The 20,401-nt window shown below is 37.9% G+C and carries 18 protein-coding genes; 7 read left to right on the forward strand and 11 right to left on the reverse strand.

Going from position 1 to position 20,401, the window contains the following annotated elements; genetic code table 11:
- Window positions 1-1,614 precede the first annotated feature (1,614 nt).
- Complete coding sequence (gene thiD / locus ACFING_RS00280; RefSeq protein WP_375620922.1) at window positions 1,615-2,469, reverse strand: bifunctional hydroxymethylpyrimidine kinase/phosphomethylpyrimidine kinase; 855 nt, start codon at window positions 2,467-2,469, stop codon at window positions 1,615-1,617.
- Between the two features lie 129 nt (window positions 2,470-2,598).
- Between thiD and ACFING_RS00285 the strand changes: the two genes are divergently transcribed.
- The 3 genes from ACFING_RS00285 to ACFING_RS00295 all read left to right on the forward strand — a co-directional run bounded on the left by ACFING_RS00285 (window position 2,599) and on the right by ACFING_RS00295 (window position 6,662).
- Complete coding sequence (locus ACFING_RS00285; RefSeq protein WP_375620921.1) at window positions 2,599-3,405, forward strand: lysophospholipid acyltransferase family protein; 807 nt, start codon at window positions 2,599-2,601, stop codon at window positions 3,403-3,405.
- A 692-nt stretch (window positions 3,406-4,097) separates the two neighbouring features.
- A complete protein-coding gene (locus ACFING_RS00290; protein WP_375611309.1) occupies window positions 4,098-5,195 on the forward strand; it encodes a D-alanyl-D-alanine carboxypeptidase family protein in 1,098 nt (365 codons plus the stop codon).
- 405 nt (window positions 5,196-5,600) lie between these two features.
- Window positions 5,601-6,662, forward strand: a complete 1,062-nt coding sequence (locus tag ACFING_RS00295) for a CobW family GTP-binding protein (protein WP_375620919.1) — start codon at window positions 5,601-5,603, stop codon at window positions 6,660-6,662.
- 892 nt (window positions 6,663-7,554) lie between these two features.
- Here ACFING_RS00295 and ACFING_RS00300 read toward each other — a convergent pair.
- The 3 genes from ACFING_RS00300 to ACFING_RS00310 form a co-directional block, all read right to left on the reverse strand.
- Window positions 7,555-8,304, reverse strand: coding sequence for a L,D-transpeptidase family protein (locus ACFING_RS00300; RefSeq protein WP_375620918.1), 750 nt, complete (start codon window positions 8,302-8,304; stop codon window positions 7,555-7,557).
- Window positions 8,305-8,344: 40 nt separating this feature from the next.
- Entirely contained in the window at window positions 8,345-9,301 is a 957-nt protein-coding gene (locus ACFING_RS00305) for an acetyl-CoA carboxylase carboxyltransferase subunit alpha (RefSeq protein WP_375611312.1), read from the reverse strand.
- 78 nt (window positions 9,302-9,379) lie between these two features.
- Entirely contained in the window at window positions 9,380-10,318 is a 939-nt protein-coding gene (locus ACFING_RS00310; protein ID WP_375629075.1) for a site-specific tyrosine recombinase XerD, read from the reverse strand.
- A gap of 260 nt (window positions 10,319-10,578) precedes the next feature.
- Between ACFING_RS00310 and ACFING_RS00315 the strand changes: the two genes are divergently transcribed.
- The 4 genes from ACFING_RS00315 to ACFING_RS00330 all read left to right on the forward strand — a co-directional run bounded on the left by ACFING_RS00315 (window position 10,579) and on the right by ACFING_RS00330 (window position 13,540).
- The gene (locus ACFING_RS00315; RefSeq protein ID WP_375606223.1) at window positions 10,579-11,211 is read left to right on the forward strand and encodes a shikimate kinase; all 633 of its coding nucleotides are present in this window, start codon (window positions 10,579-10,581) and stop codon (window positions 11,209-11,211) included.
- Complete coding sequence (gene aroB, locus ACFING_RS00320) at window positions 11,186-12,319, forward strand: 3-dehydroquinate synthase (protein ID WP_375629078.1); 1,134 nt, start codon at window positions 11,186-11,188, stop codon at window positions 12,317-12,319. Before ACFING_RS00315 ends, aroB begins: the two co-directional genes overlap by 26 nt.
- 415 nt (window positions 12,320-12,734) lie before the next feature.
- The gene (locus ACFING_RS00325) at window positions 12,735-13,130 is read left to right on the forward strand and encodes an MliC family protein (RefSeq protein ID WP_375611315.1); all 396 of its coding nucleotides are present in this window, start codon (window positions 12,735-12,737) and stop codon (window positions 13,128-13,130) included.
- Window positions 13,131-13,147: 17 nt separating this feature from the next.
- Window positions 13,148-13,540: an MliC family protein gene (locus ACFING_RS00330; protein WP_375629080.1), complete on the forward strand. Its 393-nt coding sequence runs from the start codon at window positions 13,148-13,150 to the stop codon at window positions 13,538-13,540.
- Between the two features lie 16 nt (window positions 13,541-13,556).
- On the opposite strand, the gene mnhG is transcribed toward ACFING_RS00330, so the two are convergent.
- From mnhG to ACFING_RS00365, 7 genes are all read right to left on the reverse strand, one after another.
- Window positions 13,557-13,967 carry a monovalent cation/H(+) antiporter subunit G gene (mnhG, locus tag ACFING_RS00335; RefSeq protein ID WP_375611317.1) on the reverse strand — a complete coding sequence of 137 codons (411 nt, stop codon included), beginning with the start codon at window positions 13,965-13,967 and terminating at the stop codon, window positions 13,557-13,559.
- The gene (locus ACFING_RS00340) at window positions 13,964-14,245 is read right to left on the reverse strand and encodes a K+/H+ antiporter subunit F (RefSeq protein WP_375606068.1); all 282 of its coding nucleotides are present in this window, start codon (window positions 14,243-14,245) and stop codon (window positions 13,964-13,966) included. The genes mnhG and ACFING_RS00340 overlap by 4 nt, the downstream gene beginning before the upstream one ends.
- Window positions 14,242-14,727, reverse strand: a complete 486-nt coding sequence (locus ACFING_RS00345; RefSeq protein WP_375629083.1) for a Na+/H+ antiporter subunit E — start codon at window positions 14,725-14,727, stop codon at window positions 14,242-14,244. Before ACFING_RS00345 ends, ACFING_RS00340 begins: the two co-directional genes overlap by 4 nt.
- Entirely contained in the window at window positions 14,724-16,346 is a 1,623-nt protein-coding gene (locus ACFING_RS00350; protein ID WP_375629086.1) for a monovalent cation/H+ antiporter subunit D, read from the reverse strand. Before ACFING_RS00350 ends, ACFING_RS00345 begins: the two co-directional genes overlap by 4 nt.
- Complete coding sequence (locus ACFING_RS00355; RefSeq protein ID WP_273790150.1) at window positions 16,346-16,687, reverse strand: Na+/H+ antiporter subunit C; 342 nt, start codon at window positions 16,685-16,687, stop codon at window positions 16,346-16,348. Before ACFING_RS00355 ends, ACFING_RS00350 begins: the two co-directional genes overlap by 1 nt.
- The gene (locus ACFING_RS00360; protein ID WP_375612749.1) at window positions 16,687-19,608 is read right to left on the reverse strand and encodes a monovalent cation/H+ antiporter subunit A; all 2,922 of its coding nucleotides are present in this window, start codon (window positions 19,606-19,608) and stop codon (window positions 16,687-16,689) included. The genes ACFING_RS00355 and ACFING_RS00360 overlap by 1 nt, the downstream gene beginning before the upstream one ends.
- Window positions 19,609-19,836: 228 nt before the next feature.
- Window positions 19,837-20,334: a BA14K family protein gene (locus ACFING_RS00365; RefSeq protein ID WP_375629089.1), complete on the reverse strand. Its 498-nt coding sequence runs from the start codon at window positions 20,332-20,334 to the stop codon at window positions 19,837-19,839.
- Window positions 20,335-20,401: the final 67 nt, after the last annotated feature.

The following is a 20,401-nucleotide window of genomic DNA, read 5'->3' on the forward strand; positions in this document are numbered from 1 at the left end:
AGGTTTTATATATATATTTCCACTGTAGCTTGCCAGCAGGTTTTGTATGTTTTGCCACTAGGTTTTGTACCAATTTATTTTTTTCAAAGAGTTTTTAAGGGGTTCTCAAAGGGTCTTCAAAGACCTTTCAAAGATCATTTAAAGGTCTTTTATGTGTATTGTTACTTTTTCTATATCGCAGTCGATGATGAAAAATCTCTCACGCTAATTGTAATTATTTTCAAACGAAATAAACTGTTTTCACCTATTATTTAGAGTAAATTAAGTTTTTGGGATTTCTGGCACATCATTTGATAATCCTCTTTCTTGAACAAATTCTTATCCAGAATAATCTTCAATACAAAAATAAATTAATAACTTGGTTTATAAAGATAATTTATAATTATTCATATTGAGCAAGCGTCTAAAATATCATAGGATTATCTCATTTCAAATCTCTATACATTAAAATCACTCACAATCATCTGCTCACGCATAACAGGAAAAATTGAGGCATCAATAAAATTCACTTGAAGAAAGGAATAAAAACTCTTCTTCTGAAAACTCTGAAATACCAAAGATTATCGCAAAATTGGGAGCTAAAATAGTATAGAGGAGTACCCCTTTCACCTTGAAAACGTAAAAATGGGGAGCATAATAGCTTTATACACTTCATAGAGGCTTTAGACCATTCACGAACGTTATTATAAAATGGATATGACACACTTTGAGAGAAATCTCTTTAAAATAGACATGTGAATTAACAATATAAATGCATTCTATTTTACATGAGGAGCATAACTTCAAATCAAAATAAGGTAACATAAAGTATTGAAACCATCATAGCGCACAATAAAATCAGACCATTTTAAATGTTTAATGGTAACCTCTGCTAAACAACAGAATGAAAATTCAATTTTGAAAAGATTAAACCATATGCTACAGGTCTATTGAAAATCCGATTGTGCAATCGACTACCTTCTCGCTAAAGCTTAATCACTATAAATATAAAAACCTTAAAGTCCGCTCTAAATTCGTAAAAGTTTCTAGATCTTGCTGTATTAAATGTTGAAACTCCTCATGGCTACTCATCTGAAACGCCAATAATTTCATAAAGCAGTTCCATAAAAAAGGATAATGACGTTGTAATATCCGAAAAAAATTTACCACATCACCTGAAAGATCATTGATAATTCCATCAGGAAGTATCAATTTCTATTTAGAAAACCCTATCCATGCCGACAAAAACTATGTAAATGTTAGATATATAATAATTTTGATGACGATTTTGGCTCATCCTGTTTTACCACCAATATAAGAAACAGCGAATATAGTGGATCCGCCAGCTTTAATATCGCCTTGTAAAAGGTCTTTCCCTCTACTCTTTTTGCTATCAAATCCTGATTTTACAATTCCTTGCTCTCTTTTTTATACTCAAAATTGCCTCTGAAACAGGATAGATTAATCGTAAAAAATATATAAAAGAAACAAATTATAACATTTTTTCTTATCCTTCTTAATACAAAATAACTGTTAAGCTACAATGCGCTAACACTTATCAGTCACAAGTCCAAAACATCATATAATGACGAAATAAATTCATAGAGTGAAGATTTTTCACTATCAACCGTTGTATTAATCTTTCCATAATGCATAAAAATGATGAAGCGGCCCTCGCCCTTTCCCTACTTTTAAAGCATCTGAGGCAGTTAAAGCGCCATGCAAATAATCTTTTGCTTGTTTAACAGCGCAATCCAAAGGTTGAGTAGGTAACAGAGCTGCAATGGCAGCAGAAATGGTACACCCTGTCCCATGATCATGAGTGGTTGAAAGACGAGAAGCTTCAAGTATAAAAAGGTTTTCACAATCACAATAAAGATCTGGACTAGAACAATCGTAATTTTCTGTACTATTTTTGGTAAGCGTATTCAAATGTCCCCCTTTTAACAAAACTGCATGACACCCTAGCGCCAAGAGTCGTGGAGCATATTGATACATAGTCTCTAAAGACCATTGCACTTCACATCCCAATAACAATGCAGCTTCAGGCAAATTTGGCGTGATCAAAGTTGACATCGGCACAAGAACATCACGCATAATTTCAATTGCATCAGACTTTAAAAGAACATCACCACTTTTTGCAACCATAACCGGATCAAAAACAATGAAACGCGCTTTATGATAAGCAAGACGTTCTGCAATAACCTGTGCAATCTGAGCATTTGCAACCATACCAATTTTAACGGCATCAACATGGATATCCTCAAAAACAGAATCAATTTGATCTGCAACAAAAGAAGCATCTAATGCCTGAAAAGAACGCACACCCTGAGTATTTTGTGCAACAACAGCTGTAACCACACTCATACCATAAGTTTTCATAGCTGAAAAAACCTTCAAATCCGCCTGCATTCCAGCGCCACCAGAAGGATCTGTTCCCGCAATAGATAAAATCCGTGGAATAAAAAGTTTATCTTTTTGTAATTCCATTAACCTCTTTCCTTCTGTTTTTAAATATCGGAAAATGAGTTACCGAAAAAATAGATGCTTGAGAAAACATAAAGAAGATGTTTTCTCATGTGAATTATATTATATATGAAGTCTTCTTATAGATATAAAATGGAAAATGTAGTGCTTATCCTTCGTTCTATTCTTTTTACGTTCGCTTTTTATACAACAACTTTCATACAAATGATTCTTTACGCTCCCGTTTATTTTTTAATGCCCCGCAAAAAGGCATGGATTGTCCCTAAAACATGGGCACGCGTTACACTCTTTTTGCAAAAATACATCGCAGGCACAAATTATGAGATTGAAGGTTTAGAAAATCTTCCCAAAGGACCCTATATCATTGCTCCAAAGCATCAATCGGCTTGGGAAACTTTCAGTCTTGTTCCTTATTTTGATGATCCCACTCTCATTTTAAAACGTGAATTGATGTGGATTCCATTGTTTGGCTGGTATATGGCAAAAACGCAAATTATCCCCATTAACCGCACAACACCCATCAAAGCCTTAAAAATGATTATACAAAAAGCAAAAGAGAAAGTAAAACAAGGGCGCCAAATCTTGATTTTTCCCGAAGGAACACGCCGACAACCCGGTCAAGAACCAGATTATAAGTCAGGAATTGTCGCGCTCTATAATGAATTAGGACTTCAAGTTGTCCCTATTGCACACAATGCGGGTTTATATTGGCCACGCAATAATTTTCGCCGCTATCCCGGAACAATTCGTGTCCGTATTCTTCCCCCGATAGAAGCGGGTTTAAGCAAACGTGATTTTCTAGATCAACTTGTCCAAAAAACTGAAAAAGCGTGTGATGAACTGCTTCTCTTAGCAGCTCAAGATCCTACCCCTCCTCCTATGCCACCATACGCTGTTCAGAAACTTCAAAAACTAAATCATCATGAAACAATGCACTGATTGATAAGAATAATGCATAACTTTGTATATTGAGCGGAGTATAGGGAACAAAAATATAAGAAAGATACTTCAAACTTTCTAATTCAAAATTGTAAAACACTTGTACATGATAAGAAATGATCAATGTGTAAATTTTTTTGAAAAAGAATTCTTCCTCTCTTTAAAGTTATTTAAATAACATACATCTCATTGATTTATAAGGATGTTTTAGCGTTATTCAACTTGAATGAGAACCCTGAATACCGTAAGATTTTCTCATTTCAAATCTATTCTAGGTTGAATCAATTAGAATCATTTTCTTACACATTACAAGCGGGGATATCTGTGTGAATAAAACGATACAAGAAAAGATTAAAATGCTTTTTACGAACCGTCTCAAGTGCCAAGGGCTATCCTAACAGGAGAGCAAGAAAAATGCATGATTATGCAGATTCATTCCTTTCTGAGAAATTCAATCCCTCCAAGAACCTGAAATCTTGTACAATCTTCATTATTTAAAAAGTATTTCTTGAGATACTTAAGTCATCAAACCAAATTCAAGGGGAAAATAAAAATGAGAATTGGTTTTTATCCCACAGACACAACGGATACAGCAATTAACCATCTTTCCTTCCTATCCTAGACTTAAATGCTTTGTGTGCTACATTAAAACAATTCTAAATAACGAATAAGAGGGAACTAGATTTAAATTAATGCGACGTCTCTTCTATAATTTATTTTTTTCTGTGATTTTGAGTTTATCCAGCGCTGTTGCTCTAGCGCAGCCTTTTATTTCTGTTGATGTTACAACGAGGCGTATCTTAAAACATAATCAAGCTTTTGAGCGTTGGTATCCTGCTTCCTTGACAAAATTAATGACCGCTTATGTTATTTTTCGTGCCATGAGCCGAGGGGAAGTTTCACCAAACAAACATATCACCATCAGCGAATACGCCGCAAAAGCTCCCTCATATCGTTCAGGCTATAAAGCTGGTTCTGTACTCACACTTGATACAGCCTTAAGTATCACCATGGTTAAATCTACCAATGATTTAGCCATTGCCATGAGTGAAGCTGTTGCAGGTTCACAGAAAGATTTTGTACGTAAAATGAATAGCGAAGCTAAACGTTTAGGCATGTTTGGCACCCATTTTGCGAACGCAAGTGGTTTACCAGATCCTCAAAACTACTCCACGGCACGCGATATTGCTCTTTTAGCCGTTCAAATACGTCGAGAATTTCCACAATATGCTCATTATTTTTCTATTCCAGCCATTGATTTTGGTAATAATCGAAAAATCCAACATAACTCAAACAACCTCATTGGCCGTTTTTATGGGATAGACGGTATGAAAACAGGCTTTATTTGTGCCTCTGGTTTTAATCTTGTTGCCTCAGCCACCCGCAATAAACGTACAATTATTGCTGTCATTCTAGGTGCTAACAACATAAGTGAAAGAGAAGAAAAAGCTGCACAACTTCTTGAAATAGGATTTTTGCACCAAGGAAGCCCCCAATTAACACTAGCAACATTAAAACCTTATGGGAGCAACATAACACAAGCCAACAATATGAGACAACAAACATGCACACCTGAAGCCATAAAAATGCATGCAAATTCATATGATGATCAAGGAAATATTATTCTCACCTCACCTTTTATCACTGCTCCACCTTCTTTTTCTCATCCTTTATCAGTACACCTCATTCGTACGCCACAAACACCTAAAATGACAGTAAAACCACTAAGAAAACCCTATATTCCGTATAAAAGGCACGCAAACCATTCTATAAAAAGCCATAAATCATAATCTACAATTAATTATAATACTTTGATTTATAATGATAATTAATTATTTTGTACCTTATGTCAAAACCACAAGTATTGTAAGATTCTCTCATTTCAAATCTGTATTTGTTGAATCAATAAAACCAGTCTCTTGCGCGCCACAAGGTGGATGAACATGTAGATAAAATAATTAAAACAAGGAATAAAAATCCTTCCTATAAGTCCTTTCAAGAACCAAAAATTATCATAACATTGACGCTAAAAGTGTATAATATACCCACGTGCACCTACCTTTATAAGCGTAAAGATAGTGGTACAATGGATCTCATGAGGGATTAGCCATTACATCCCTCACGGACATCATTATAAATTGGTTAGACATACTGAGATATATTTTTTAAAAACAAAACTATGATTGATGATTAACATGAAAATAAAGCGCATCCCTCTCACGCTTATTACGGGTTTTTTAGGCTCTGGCAAAACAACTTTGCTCAACCGTATGCTACAAGACCCTCTTCTAACAGAATGTGCTGTTATTATCAATGAATTCGGCGAAATCAGTATTGACCACCTTCTGGTTGAAAAAACAACAGAAGGAATTATTGAGCTTGCCAATGGTTGCTTATGCTGTAATTTACGCAGTGATCTCATCGACACATTAATTGATTTAATAAATCGCGTTCAGACAGGACAGATCAAACAACTCCATCATATTATCATTGAAACCACAGGGATGGCTGATCCCGCCCCTATTTTAAAAATACTTTTAAGCCACCCATTGTTTATTCAAACATTGTCCATAAATGCTGTTCTTGCAACATTTGATACATTAAGTCCACTTTCCATATGTAAGCGCTATCCTGAAATATATAAACAATTAATATTTGCTGATAAAATCATTCTCACCAAAACAGATCTTAGAGACCCACAAACGCTTTCAGATGCACTCCTTAGCACACTTAAAACAATGAATCCTACAGCACAAATCATTGACGCCCATTCTAAAGATTTCTGTTCAAATCTATTAATAAATAACACATTATGGGATGAAAAAGTAGAAAATACAAAACTTAAACAAAATCTTACGACTACCCCACATGATCATCCCCCCCATAAAACCATTCGTACCTTTTCACTAAACTGTGAGGGTCATGTTGATTACGCCACAATTGAAGCTTTTTTAGATCTCCTACAAGAGCGTTATGGTACAAAATTATTACGTATTAAAGCAATTATCGCATTACGTGATGACCCTTATCGCCCACTTGTATTACATGGCGTACAAACATTTTTTCATCCTCCCATAAGATTACCAGCATGGCCAAAAGGAATAAAACAAACACGTTTCGTCATCATTGCCGATGGTGTTGAAAAAGACGCAATACAAAAGCTTCTCAATGCTTTTTTTAATAAACCAGCAATAGATACTGCAGACAAAACAGCTCTCTTAGAAAATCCTCTAGTCATTCCAGGAATAAAATTTTAATTTTTTCTCCCCTTCAATGATATAACATTAAATTCATTAGCACCACCATCTTTATGCTTTTAAAGGAGCAAACCGGCACCATTACACACTTTGCTAATTCCCAATGTTGAAACAAGTCCTTGGTATTTTAGACGGTTTGTAAAAAGCATTTTAGTCTTTCTTGCACAGTTTCACCCACGCGGTTATCCCTGCTTGTAACGTGCAAGCAAATGGTTTTAATTTATTCAACATGGAACAGCTTTGAAATGAGAGAATCTTACGGTATTCAGGGTTCTAATTTAACTTGAATAACACTAAATTATCATTATAAATAAAATTGTTATGATAAAAAATTTAATATCCATCAATCTGCAAACGGATTGTTTTCTCTCTAAATGCGCTTCATCTGCAAACCACTTCATGTGATTCATTTCACAGACAGATTGACCAAATTCTTGGTTCTAAAATATTCTGCTCAACTCTATATTTATTCAAGCTAATTGAAATCAAAATCCCTGTTAAGAAAAAAACCAAAATCAGACAGAGGCAATATCGCATTTTAAAATATGTGAATGTATCTTATATAACAGCACGACAAGACAATATTTTACAGCATAAAAGAATAAAACTCTTTGAAAGAAATAAAAAGAGAGGTGCATTTTATGTTAACTTACTCTTCACTAAAAATGAAGATTGACACCAGTGCCGATGTGCAAACAATCCAACTTCTTTGAGAAAATTCCTCTTGGCTTCCCACTTCATATGATTTACTTACATTAAGGCTCTATGAAAAAACTCTGCACTTTAAGACTATTGACCACTCACTTAAACACCTTGTGTGCAAAGTTTTTGCATATCCTGTATCGCCATTATTAAGTGATAGTGTTTACGGTGCTGTAAGATACAATAACACTTACTGCATTAGAGAAACTGAAGTTTTATCAGTATCGCGATTAAAAACGTAACGTTTTTCATAAACCTCAACAGTTGGAGGTTGACGATTTTTTTCAAAAAAATCATAACCTTTCTTAAGCATAACCCAGAATTGATAATGAGGATTCTTGCTATGACGTGACATATTAACCTCGGTCATGCGGAAAGGAAAAGCCTGCAACTGAAACTCTCTTTGTCCTCCTTTAAAAGCATCCCGTGCAAACGCATAAATCTGAGCCATGTTCTTATCACTCATAGAATAACAACCTGCGGAAAAGCAAGAACCATGCACCATAAGATTGCTTCCTGTGCGACCATTTTCCTGATCATAAAGGTTAGGAAATCCTATATTAAAAGAGAGATAATATTTTGAATAAGGATTCATTTGGTTTGCGCTAATAGTATAAAAACCCTCTGGTGTCTGAAGATCCCCTTCTTTATATTTAGGTCCAAGCTTACCAGACCATTTGCAAATGCCATAGCGAGCAACCAAGATAAAAGGTCCTGAACGAGATTGCTTCCAAACTTCAGCAAGATTTTCTTCCTTAAAAAACCGCATCATAATCGGTGCATAGGGATCTATATCATACAGAACCATTCTATTTTTGATTTCTTGCGGCAACGGCTGTTCAACTTTAGCGCGAATAGAGGCTGGTAATCTTCCTTCACATGCTGCCAATAGTCCCATTACAAACAACACACACACAGCGAGGAATCTGCTAAATGTCATCGAATAAAACTCCAATCCAACACCCCTCACAAAAAATAACCTATGTTAGAGACCGACCAATTTGAAGGTATTTTTCCCTTCGCTCTTGTTTAAGCACTTGACCATCTTTTCCAGCCATAGCTTTTAAAGCCTCTGAAATAACATCACCCGTTGCATCAATGACAATCTCTTTGCCACGATGCGCTCCCCCTAAAGGTTCCGAAATAATGCCATCAATAATCTTTAAGCGATACAAATCTTGAGCGGTAATACGCATATTCATTGCAGCATCTTTTGCACGAGCTGGATCACGCCATAAGATAGAAGCTGCTCCTTCTGGTGAAATAACAGAGTAAATTGCGTGCTCCAACATATAAACTTTGTTGGCAGCCGCGATTGCTATCGCCCCTCCAGAACCGCCTTCTCCAATAACAACGGAAACCACAGGAACTTTCAAACGCAAAGTTGTAGCTGTTGATTGAGCAATTGCTTCCGCTTGCCCACGTTCTTCAGCGCTTACCCCAGGATAAGCACCTGCTGTATCAATAAAAGTAAGGAGGGGCAAACCAAAGCGGTCAGCCATTTCCATAATACGTACAGCTTTACGATAGCCTTCTGGACGTGCAGAACCAAAATTATAGCGCAAACGTGTTTGCGTATCGTGACCTTTCTCTTGACCAATATAAGCAACGGCCTCACCTTTAAAGCGTGCAAACCCCGCTTGAATAGCCTCATCTTCAGCAAACTTGCGATCTCCGGCCAAAGGCGTAACGTCACTCAATAGGCGTTTAGAATAGTCCATAAAATGGGGACGATCCGGATGACGAGCGACTTGTGTTTTTTGCCACGGCGATAATTTTTTATAAATATCGCGCAACGCTGTTTGGGAACGCGTTTCAAGACGAGCAATCTCGTCACTCATATCAAGACTGCCTTTTTCCTGAGAAATTTTTTTTAATTCAAGAATTTTCCCATCAAGATCAGCAACTGGTTTTTCAAAATCAAGATAATTATACATTTGTGTCAACTCATTCAGTGTCACTTATACACTTATAATTTGCTTTATAAAGTCTTTTTCAAAAACATCACCTTTTCTTTAACGAGCCTTTTGCTCATCGGCAAGTGGATGATGCTCATTGACTAAACGATAAAGTCCCTCTTCCAACACATGGGTATAAATCTGAGTGGTAGCAATATCAGAATGACCTAACAAATGTTGAACGGCACGCAAATCAGCACCATTTTGCAAAAGATGACTAGCAAAAGCATGACGCAACACATGGGGAGAAAAGCTATCACTTCCTATCCCTGCTCTTCTAGCGAGATTTTTCAACTCTCGTGCAACGACTTGACGAGCAATATATCCTGTCTCGGAATGCGCAGGAAAAAGATAAGAACTCGTAGCGTCCTTTCCCTGATCACGCAAATTTAACCACTGTGAAAGAACTTGGCATGCTTTTTTTGATAACAGCACCATTCGTTCTTTTTTGCCCTTACCACGAACCAAAACGCTGTATTCATTCCTTCGAACAGACTGAACCGGCAGACTCACCAACTCACTAATACGTAACCCTGTTGCATAAAGCATTTCAATCAATAGCTGAAGACGCAGTGCACGGAAATAACCTTTGGACCCATAGTCTGCTTGATTGACTTCTAACTCCGCAAAATCAAGCAATTTTATCACTGTATCTTCACTCATGATTTTGGGCAAAGGACGCCTCTGACGAGGTGCATCAATATCATGAGAGGGATCATCTGCTCTCAACCCTTCAGCATAAAGGAATTGATAAAACTGACGCAAAGTTGATAAACGGCGCGCTTGCGACGATGCCGCAAAACCAAAAGTATGCATAAGTGACAAAAGAGTAATTAAATCTTCTTTTTGTGCTGAAAAAAGCGAAACAGAGTGTGAAGACAATTCGTCTTGTGCCCACTGCAAATCATGCTGATAAGCCGCAAGCGTATGAGACGAAGCCCCTCTCTCCGCACTCATCATCTCAAGAAAATGATCTATCACAGCACCACTTTTCATTTCATTGATTCGCTTCCGTAGAAAGATTCCATGAATTCAAGGGAACATCAATGTACATATCCACAGTTACTGGTTCAACCCAAACCACAAGAGCACCCATTATAATGAAAAGAACAGAAAGCAAAATGAAAAGAATCATCAAAAATCTAGTCAATGTTGGCATAAGACAATAACCTACCCAAAAATATTCTATCTCGTATTATGCCTCACAAAGATTAACAGGAATTGACTTTAAGATGGATAAATGCCGAAATAAAGTTATGAAAAGCAATCGACAAAAACGCGTCCCCATAACACAAATAAAGAATCAGCTCTTATCGTCCCTTGATAAAAGAGCACTTGTCCTTGTTGGTCTTATGGGGGCAGGCAAATCAGTGATCGGAAAACGCGTCGCCACCATGCTTCGTTTACCTTTTTATGATTCTGACCAAGAAATTGAAAAAGCTGCACAAATGACAATCACGGAACTCTTTGAAATTTATGGTGAATCCGAATTTCGTGCTCTTGAACAGCGTGTTATTCTAAACCTCATGAAAAAAAGTCCCCTTGTTTTAGCAACAGGTGGTGGTGCCTACATAAATGAAAATATCCGAAAAGCCATTCACCAAAATGGTATATCCATATGGCTAAAAGTCGATCTTGATATCCTCATGCAACGTGTCTCAAAGCACCCAACACGTCCCCTGCTTCAAACAGCCAATCCTAAAGAAACCATGCAAAAACTCATGGAACAGCGTTATCCTATCTATGCAAAGGCAAACTTAACAATTAACAGTCATAAAGAAAGCCGTCATACCGTAGCACAAAATGTTATACGATCCGTACAGCACTACCTATACACAGAAATTAACAATAGGGATAACCAGCATGCAAACCAAAACCGTCACTGTTAAACTGGACAAACACTGTTACGATATCATCATTGGTCCGGGTCTGATTACACAAGCTGCTTCACAAATTAAACATGCTCTTAATAAAAAAGATCCTCATCAAACGCGCTTGGCACTTGTTACAGATACAAATGTTGCTTCCCTTCATTTGGAGATATTGCAAGCAGAATTAACAAAAAATAAAATTCATACTGTCCCTATTATTGTAGAAGCAGGAGAACAATCAAAATCATTTTCAACCCTGCAAGTTGTTATCGATCAAATTCTTGCTGCGCGTTTAGAAAGAGGCGACTGTGTTATTGCTTTTGGCGGTGGTGTCATTGGTGATCTAGCAGGATTTGCGGCAAGTATAATCCGCCGTGGCATGAACTTCATTCAAATGCCCACAACGCTTCTTGCACAAATTGATTCTTCTGTTGGTGGAAAAACGGGAATCAATAGCCAATATGGCAAAAATCTTATTGGTGCCTTTTATCAACCACAATGCGTTATTGCTGACACGTGTCTTCTTGATACCCTGCCACCGCGCGAATTTCGCGCTGGCTACGCAGAAATAGTAAAATACGGTCTCATTAACCAACCTGACTTTTTTGAGTGGCTTGAAAAAAATGGGCAGAAAATTTTCTCTAATGGCCCTATGCGAACAGAGGCCATTGTTCGCTCATGCCAATTTAAAGCTGCCATTGTAGCACGTGACGAACATGAGAAAGGAGAGCGCGCACTCTTAAATCTCGGCCATACATTTGGACACATGCTTGAAACAGCAACCGCTTATGACTCCAACCGTTTAATCCATGGCGAAAGCGTAGCAATTGGGATGATTCTAGCTCATCAATTCTCTGCTCAATTAAATTTAATAAGCCCCACGCTTATACAACGCATTGAAGCGCACTTCAAATTTATAGGATTGCCTACACAATTAAAGGATATCCCAGGGTGTCTACCAGATGCTGAAACTTTAATGACTCTCATTGCCCAAGATAAAAAAGTTTCGCAAAACAATTTGACTTTCATCTTAACACGCGGACTTGGCCAATCATTTATTGCAAAAAATGTTTCACCAGATGCCGTTTTATCCTTTTTGGAACAAAAATTAACAGAAATTCGTTAATTCATATTGAATATAATTGATTCGTTTTTATACTTCTATTAAAGATTAACATGATGATGTCTGCGTAGCTCAGTAGGATAGAGCACAGGATTCCTAAAGAAATTGGGCACTTTGAGAAGAAATCCTCAAAGTGAATCTGCTCAAATTCGGGGAAAGCTTCATGGGCGACTATATGCCAATCCCGAGCCAAGTCTCTTTTCAAATGAGAGAAAGGTGTAGAGACTGAACGGGCAGCACCTAAAGAGCAAAAGCTTCAAGGTGAAGAGACAGTCCAGACCACAAACAGCCGATAAGGCTGGCGGTGAAAATCGAAGTGGTATGAATCCTGGGGTCGCAGGTTCGAATCCTGCCGTAGACACCATCGTATCAGTCAAATTATTCTTTGTGCACAATATTAGGAATATAGGGAAGCATCATGAAAAAAACTTTGCACATTTTAGGATTTTTCACCGCTTTAAGTTTATCACTCTTCAGCTCAAACAATAGCTTAGCTGGTTCTTTAATCATTGAAGTACCAGACAATCCAGAGCCCAAAACAGAGACCATTACCTATCAGTGTGAAACTGGAGCAGGTAAAGAGCGCATTGAGGCAGTCTATCTTAATGCTGATAATATTTCGTTGGTTGATTTCAAATGGAACGGTGATCGTGTCATTGCTGCTAATGTCATCGCGGCAACAGGAGCAAAATTTGCAGGAGCTCAGTACATCTGGTGGGAAAAGAACAAAGAAGTCACGCTTTATGACCTTGCTCAGGATCCAGAAGAAAAAAAACCTATCCTCTGTAAAGATGAGTCAACATTATTATTTTAAATAACACGGGAAATATTATGAAAAAAATTTCTTTTACTAAACAATTTTTCATTACTTTAAGTGTGCTCCTCCTCGGTTCAATTAATGCATTAGCAAGTTCTTTAGTCATTGAAGTACCAGATAATCCAGAACCAACAACAGAGACCGTCTCCTATCAATGCGATATGGGAACAAGCAAAGAGTATGTTGAAGCAACTTATTATAATGCTGGCAATATTGCGCTTGTTGATTTAAAATGGAACGGTAAGCGCATCGTTGGTTCTAATGTAATTGCCGCTTCTGGAGGAAAATATGTGGGTGGACAATACATTTGGTGGATAACTAAAAATGAAGCCATATTTTACGATCTTATTAATGATCCAAAAGAAGAAAAGCCCATCCACTGTGTAGAAGAAAAAAGCACAGAATAAGGAAGATTCTTACATTTCAAGAACCGCGCTGGCTCTCATCTCGTGATGTTCCTTCTGATGTGGGTAGCTTTTCCTCCGTTTGGTGTAATAAAAGAGCCAGCGGTTTTTCTGATTGTTTTTCTGAATGATGTCGATAAGCTGCCGTATGTGAAAGCAACATAGAAGCTACCGGTGCTGTTAAAAACAAAAAAAACATCAGCAACACTTCATGAAAAACAAAATAATGGTCCACAAATATTGAATAAAGAAATGAAGAAATAAGAATACTACCAACGCCCCAACTCGTACATACTGAAAGCATATGCAAACGCTTATAAAAATTGGAAAAACGCACCAAACCTATCGTTGCGATCAATGTCAATCCAGACCCTAATATTAAGAAAACTGTGATAGCAATAGCAACCACAAGCGATATATCATCTTTCATTCAATAATCTCCCCCCGCATAAGAAATTTCGCCAAAGCGATGCTTGAGACAGATCCTAACAATCCAATAATGAGAGCTGCGACAAAATAAGTGGTTGTTCCTGAACGAATATCGAATGTAAGAAACAAAAGAATAGTGGTTATATAAAGGGCATCCAAACCAACAATTCTATCCTGCGCCCGTGGACCACGAATCAACCGAAACAGCGCGAAAATCACCGCTAAACTTAAAAAAAACTGTGAAAAGAAAAGCCCCCAATAAAGAATCACCATACTCATAAAAAAATCTCCAAAAGCAATTGCTCATACCGTTGTTTGATCAACTGTTTGTAATCATATCCATTTTTTAAATTTAAGACATGAAGCAAAAGTTCACCCTTTTTACTATTATAGGCAACCCAAGCAGTTCCAGGGGTTGCCGAAAGGATGCATGCTAAAATAGCCAAAGCAGTGCGATTATGAAGCAGAAGAGGTACTACAATAAAACCAGATTTCTGCTCTCGAGACCTTTTTGTTAAAACAAACCAAGCCACCGAAACATTTGAGAATATAGAATCTATAAATACTCGAAAAACGAGACGAAAAACCGCACTCCAGCTTTTAATAACAACCTTCTCCGGCTCCAGAAGCCGTATCATCCAACCACAAAACAAAGCGGTTAAAATCCCTAAAAGCAATTGCCCTAAACTAAAACCATTTAAAATAAGCCACATAAGGACAATGACACCACTGAAAAAAGGGGAAGGACAAAAACAATTCATTTACTTATCTCCCTATTTTCGAGAGAAAAATCCGTTAAAACGCTCCCAATATAGTTTTGAGGTTCATACAAAGTCTTAGCAGTTTCAGACATATAATGACTAACAGGACTGGCTACAATTGTTATAAGAAAACACAAAGCAAGGAGAACGGCAATAGGCGCAAATTCTATCACTTGCACACGAGGAATACGCCCTTCAAGAGAAACCCAAAAAGTTCGGATACCCGTTCGTGTCAATGCAATCAAAGCCGCAAAACCAGAGAGAGTGACAAAAACTACAAAAAGCCAATCTTGGTAAACCGGAACAGAAGCAGAAAAATCCTCTCTACTGTGGTTTAAAATTGCCATGAACATCATAAATTTAGCAACAAAACCAGAAAAAGGCGGCAATCCAATAATCAAAATGGCACAGATACCAAAACAAGCTCCAAGAATTGCCAAGGTTACTGGAAAATAGATGCCAACTTCATCTTCTTCCTCCTCTTCATCGTCACCATACACCTCCATTGTGACAGCAAGAACATTAGCAGCCACATCTTGACAGCGTTCTACCAACTCTACCAAAAGAAAAAAAGCTCCCAGTGCTAAAGTTGAAGAAACAATATAAAAAAGTGCGCCTGCTGTCAGTGCTGCATTGCCTATCCCGATCGCAGCCAACAATGTGCCAGAAGAGACAAGAACGCTATAAGCTGCCAAACGCACCAAAACTTGGCTCGCCAATACTCCAATAAAACCAATAATCATAGTGGCAAGCCCACCATAAAACAAAACCGTATGACCAAAATGGTTAAAATATTCACTTTCAGAACCAAACCATAGCAACGTTAAACGTAAAATAATATAAATACCAACCTTGCTCAAAAGTGCAAAAGAAGCTCCAACAGGCGCTGCTGCTGCACTGTAAGTTGGCACCAACCAAAAATTAAGCGGCCACATACCCGCTTTAAGCAAAAAAGCAATACCTAAAAGTGCAACACCTATTTCGAACAAAACAATATCTGTAGAAGATATATATTTTATTTTAACAGCCAAATCGGCCATATTAAGAGTACCAACGACTCCATAAATGAGCGCTATACCAACTAAAAAAAATAATGAAGCAACAAGATTAACCACAACATAATGCAACCCTGCACGCACGCGTGTCTGACCAGAACCATGCAAAGCAAGCCCATAGGAAGCCGTTAACATAACTTCAAAAAACACAAATAAATTAAATAAATCGCCAGTCAAAAAAGCACCATTTATCCCCACCATAAAAAATTGCATTAGTGACTGAAAATGAGAACCAGCTTTGTACCAATGAGCCCGCGCAAAAACCAACACGCTAGTCACCAACAAGCTGGAAAGTAAAAGCATCATAGCGCTTAAGCGATCAAGGACTAAAACAATTCCAAAAGAAGACGGCCAATTACCAAGTCGATAAACATCGCAAGCCGGTGCTATTTCAAGAGTACGTATAATCAATAAAATGGCAGTAACAACCAACAGTCCCGCAGAAGAAAGACTGATGAATGATTTAAGTCTTGCACGACGTTCATCATAAAAAAGAAGAAGTGCTCCAGTGATTAACGGCAAAAGAATAGGCAAAATAAGGAGATGATGCACTCCTATTTCCATTATTGCACCTCACGTCCATCAACGTGATCAGAACCCGTTAAACCACGTGAAACCAACAAGATAACTAAAAATAAAGCTGTTGTTGCAAAACCAATCACAATCGCAGTTAAAACCAAGGCTTGTGGAAGAGGATCGACATAATTAGCTGGATTAATAACAGTGGTAGGATCAACAATTGGAGCAGCATTACTACGCGGTCTACTCATTGAAAATATAAAAAGATTAACACCATAGGAGATCAAGGACAAACCAAGAATGACTTGAAAAGTACGTGGACGCAAAACAAGCCAAATACCTGATCCGACAAAAACACCGATACCCAAAGAAAGAACAATTTCCATTAATTTTCCTTCTCTTTTAAAATAGGTTTCTTACCGATTCGGTAACTCCTAATTGACTGGTGTGCAAGTGCAATTAAAATGAGAACAGTTGCTCCTAACACAAGAGAAAGCACACCAAAATCAAACAAAAAAGCAGATGCCATGGGAACTTTCCCAATTAACGGAAGATGAATATATCGAAAAAAGGATGTTAAAAAAGGATATCCAAAAAACCAAGAGCCCATCCCCGTTACGACTGACAATAATAAACCAAAGCCTATCCAACGCAAAGGTAAAACTCTCAAATGCGTTTCCACCCACCGAATATCGCGTGCAAGATATTGTAAAATAAATCCTATAGCCAAAGTAATACCACCGACAAATCCACCTCCTGGCAGATCATGCCCTCGCATGAATAAATAAATAGCAAAAGCGATAATAATTGGAAAGAGCCAACCCATAATAACAGCAGGAACAGCTAAATAATTCAATACTGTATCTCCCACATTTCGATTAGGCTGAGCTATATCAAAGGCTTTCTGGATACGTTGTTGAAAAGGCGCATCAATACTCTCAGGCGCAGGACGAAAACGTCGTAAGAGTGCAAAAACAGTAAGGGAAACAACACCCAAAACCACAATTTCTCCCATGGTATCAAAACCACGGAAATCAACCAATAACACATTCACAACATTGCGACCACCAGCATCTGAGTAAGCATGCGTTAGAAAAAAATCAGAAATCGTTGTACCTTGGGGACGTGTCATCACTGCAAAAGAAAGCCATGCTACACCAGCACCTCCTACAAGGGATATGATGAAATCACGGAAACGACGCAAGCGAACCCAAAAATGAACAGCAGCTGGCCCAGGGTCATGCAAACGTTTAGGCAACCACCGTAAACCAAGCAATAATAAAACGACTGTAACAACCTCAACAACCAATTGTGTTATTGCTAAATCAGGAGCAGAAAGCCATAAAAAGGTTGCACAAGTCATCAAACCAGCTCCCCCTAAAAGCATAAGTGAAGCAAGACGATGAAACTTTGCTCGCCAAGCAACTAAAAGCGCACATAATCCGCCAACCAGCCAAAGAGCGAGAAAAGGAATATCAAGTGGAAAAAGCGGTAATGTCCCCACTGGAATGAAACCATCGCACCAAAGTAAAAGACCAACAAAGGCAAAACAGACCCAAAAAATCCAATGCAATTGGATCTGCAAACGGCGTGTTGACAAAGCAGACTCCACCGCACGGGCCCATTTCCAAGAAATAATTACGAGAATGCGTTCAAAAATACGCGGTCCTTTTAAGTGACGGAAAAAAGGAGCCCCATCATCACAGGATAAAAAATAACGATGCCCAACAGCATAGAGCAATCCGCCCCCTAATAATGCAACAAAGCTCATCACTAATGGAGTGTTAAACCCATGCCAAACAGCCAAACTATAAGGAATTGTCATTGGTCCTAAAACAGACACGACCGCATTATCTAAAATAGGTCCTATTGTTAAATTAGGAAAAATACCAACCGCTAAACAAATAAACACCAAAAGCTCCATTGGTAAACGCATGAAATGCGGTGGTTCATGGGGAGTCTTGGGTAAATTGTCAGGCTTTGGTCCTAAAAAAACGCCATGAATAAAGCGTATAGAATAGGTCACACTAAACAGACTAGCTAGCGTTGCCACATAAGGCGCAATCCAATCGAGCCATGATTCCATATGCGTTTCAACAGCTTCAGCAAAAAACATCTCTTTCGATAAAAAACCATTCAACAAAGGAACCCCAGCCATCGCTGCACTCGCAACTAAAGCAAGAGTTGCTGTGATAGGCATAGAACGATAAAGCCCTGACAGTTTACGCATATCACGTGTTCCCGTCTCGTGATCAATAATGCCAGCAGCCATAAATAAAGAAGCTTTAAAAGTAGCATGATTGGCCATATGAAAGATCGCCGCAACACATGCAAGTGGACTACCAAGACTTAAAAGTGTTGTAATTAATCCAAGATGACTAATAGTCGAGTAAGCAAGCAGTCCTTTCAAGTCTTGCTGAAACATGGAAAAATAGGCACCTAGAAGAAGAGTTGAGAGTCCTGAAAAGCCAACCAGCCAAAACCAAGATTCTGTTCCAGAGAGCACAGGCCATAAACGAACAAGCAAAAACAATCCCGCTTTTACCATTGTTGCCGAATGCAAATAAGCCGATACGGGAGTTGGAGCAGCCATCGCGTTAGGTAGCCAAAAATGAAAGGGAAATTGCGCGCTTTTTGTTAACCCTCCCAATAAAATACAAATAAGGATAGGACTATAAAGAGAACTTGACCGGATCATATCTCCAGACTGTAGCACCTTATCCAAATCAAAACTGCCAACAGTATACCCAATCAATAAAACTCCAATAAAAAGAGCAAAGCCGCCAAAACCTGTGATCGTTAGAGCCATACGCGCACCCTCACGCGCACTTGCATTATGGTACCAATAGCCGATCAGCAAAAAAGAAAAAATACTGGTAAGTTCCCAGAAAACAACCAAAAAGACGAGATTACCTGATAAAACTATTCCTATCATTGATCCCATAAAGGCCAAAAAAAAGGAAAAAAAACGCGGTACAGAATCCGCTGGATCTATGTAATAACGTGAATAAATAACAACAAGCAGCCCAATCCCTGTAATAAGCAAGCAAAAAAGCCACGACAAACCATCTATGCGGAGAATCAAATCGCTTCCCCATTCTGGAAGCCAAGAAATATCTAAACGCACTATGTGGTTTCCGCGAACTTCCGGATAAAGCATTATTGTAAAAATAAGACAGAAAAGTGCGACAACCCCAGCAAACCACGCTTCATTATTTTTTGCTGTCGAACGAAAAAAGCCAATGACAGCACTTCCACCAAAGGGAAGCAAAACGAGCAATACCAACATTGCTTCCCGTGTTGTCATTCTTTAAACTCCATTTTACCTTAATATTTTGTCATCGACAAAACAAAAACTTATATTCTCACCCCCATTCCACACTTAATGATAATAAGATTTAATAAAACTTAAAAGCATTTAAAATTTTTAAAAAAACAATGCTTGCATGAAAATACTGCGCACCACACAAGTCTTCTCTTTATTGTAAGAACAATAACGCTCACGACAAGAAGCAATTAAAATTTTATTTAATTTCTACCCTTTAAAAAAGCGTGATAAACACTGCCTACGCCCCCCATGAAAAGGCTGAAAACTATTATCATTTTTATTATAAGAGCGATAACGCGCAAGGCAAGATTCAATATGTTGTTTAAGCATCCATGGCTCTTTTTTTTCTAATTTTTCCGAAGAAGACGTTAAAAACACTTTTTTAGCATCTGGTACAACTTTTAATGATGCGCCTTTTGTGCTTAAGTGCGGTGATGTAATAAATGCCGCTTCAGGATACCACCAATTATCACTGTATTTACGATAACCACGCCGATAATGACGATAACCTTTAAAACCATTAAGTTCTCTACGCCCCGTAAAAATCAAAGGCACCGAAATATCTTGGAGAGAAGTCTGAGTAACCAGTTTGGCTTTAGCATCACTCCTATTTTGCCCCCAATTAACAAGAGTGGTTGTTATAATGAAAAAACTGCTAACAAATACAAAAGCTAAAGCATAATATAATTTTTTTTTCATACTCATAACAAAAAACTCAACATAATAAACAACAGTAATTACAGAAAGCCTTTCTCTTGCTGGACAGAAACAG

Source organism: Bartonella sp. AP150HLJHH, from assembly GCF_042196385.1.
Taxonomy (GTDB): domain Bacteria; phylum Pseudomonadota; class Alphaproteobacteria; order Rhizobiales; family Rhizobiaceae; genus Bartonella.

Bases quoted from the DNA above. Each gene is read 5' to 3' on its own strand.
- thiD (WP_375620922.1), bottom strand. From the start codon at position 2,469: ATGGAATTACAAAAAGATAAACTTTTTATTCCACGGATTTTATCTATT.
- ACFING_RS00285 (WP_375620921.1), top strand. From the start codon at position 2,599: ATGGAAAATGTAGTGCTTATCCTTCGTTCTATTCTTTTTACGTTCGCT.
- ACFING_RS00290 (WP_375611309.1), top strand. From the start codon at position 4,098: ATGCGACGTCTCTTCTATAATTTATTTTTTTCTGTGATTTTGAGTTTA.
- ACFING_RS00295 (WP_375620919.1), top strand. From the start codon at position 5,601: ATGAAAATAAAGCGCATCCCTCTCACGCTTATTACGGGTTTTTTAGGC.
- ACFING_RS00300 (WP_375620918.1), bottom strand. From the start codon at position 8,304: ATGACATTTAGCAGATTCCTCGCTGTGTGTGTGTTGTTTGTAATGGGA.
- ACFING_RS00305 (WP_375611312.1), bottom strand. From the start codon at position 9,301: ATGTATAATTATCTTGATTTTGAAAAACCAGTTGCTGATCTTGATGGG.
- ACFING_RS00310 (WP_375629075.1), bottom strand. From the start codon at position 10,318: ATGAAAAGTGGTGCTGTGATAGATCATTTTCTTGAGATGATGAGTGCG.
- ACFING_RS00315 (WP_375606223.1), top strand. From the start codon at position 10,579: ATGAAAAGCAATCGACAAAAACGCGTCCCCATAACACAAATAAAGAAT.
- aroB (WP_375629078.1), top strand. From the start codon at position 11,186: ATGCAAACCAAAACCGTCACTGTTAAACTGGACAAACACTGTTACGAT.
- ACFING_RS00325 (WP_375611315.1), top strand. From the start codon at position 12,735: ATGAAAAAAACTTTGCACATTTTAGGATTTTTCACCGCTTTAAGTTTA.
- ACFING_RS00330 (WP_375629080.1), top strand. From the start codon at position 13,148: ATGAAAAAAATTTCTTTTACTAAACAATTTTTCATTACTTTAAGTGTG.
- mnhG (WP_375611317.1), bottom strand. From the start codon at position 13,967: ATGAAAGATGATATATCGCTTGTGGTTGCTATTGCTATCACAGTTTTC.
- ACFING_RS00340 (WP_375606068.1), bottom strand. From the start codon at position 14,245: ATGAGTATGGTGATTCTTTATTGGGGGCTTTTCTTTTCACAGTTTTTT.
- ACFING_RS00345 (WP_375629083.1), bottom strand. From the start codon at position 14,727: ATGAATTGTTTTTGTCCTTCCCCTTTTTTCAGTGGTGTCATTGTCCTT.
- ACFING_RS00350 (WP_375629086.1), bottom strand. From the start codon at position 16,346: ATGGAAATAGGAGTGCATCATCTCCTTATTTTGCCTATTCTTTTGCCG.
- ACFING_RS00355 (WP_273790150.1), bottom strand. From the start codon at position 16,687: ATGGAAATTGTTCTTTCTTTGGGTATCGGTGTTTTTGTCGGATCAGGT.
- ACFING_RS00360 (WP_375612749.1), bottom strand. From the start codon at position 19,608: ATGACAACACGGGAAGCAATGTTGGTATTGCTCGTTTTGCTTCCCTTT.
- ACFING_RS00365 (WP_375629089.1), bottom strand. From the start codon at position 20,334: ATGAGTATGAAAAAAAAATTATATTATGCTTTAGCTTTTGTATTTGTT.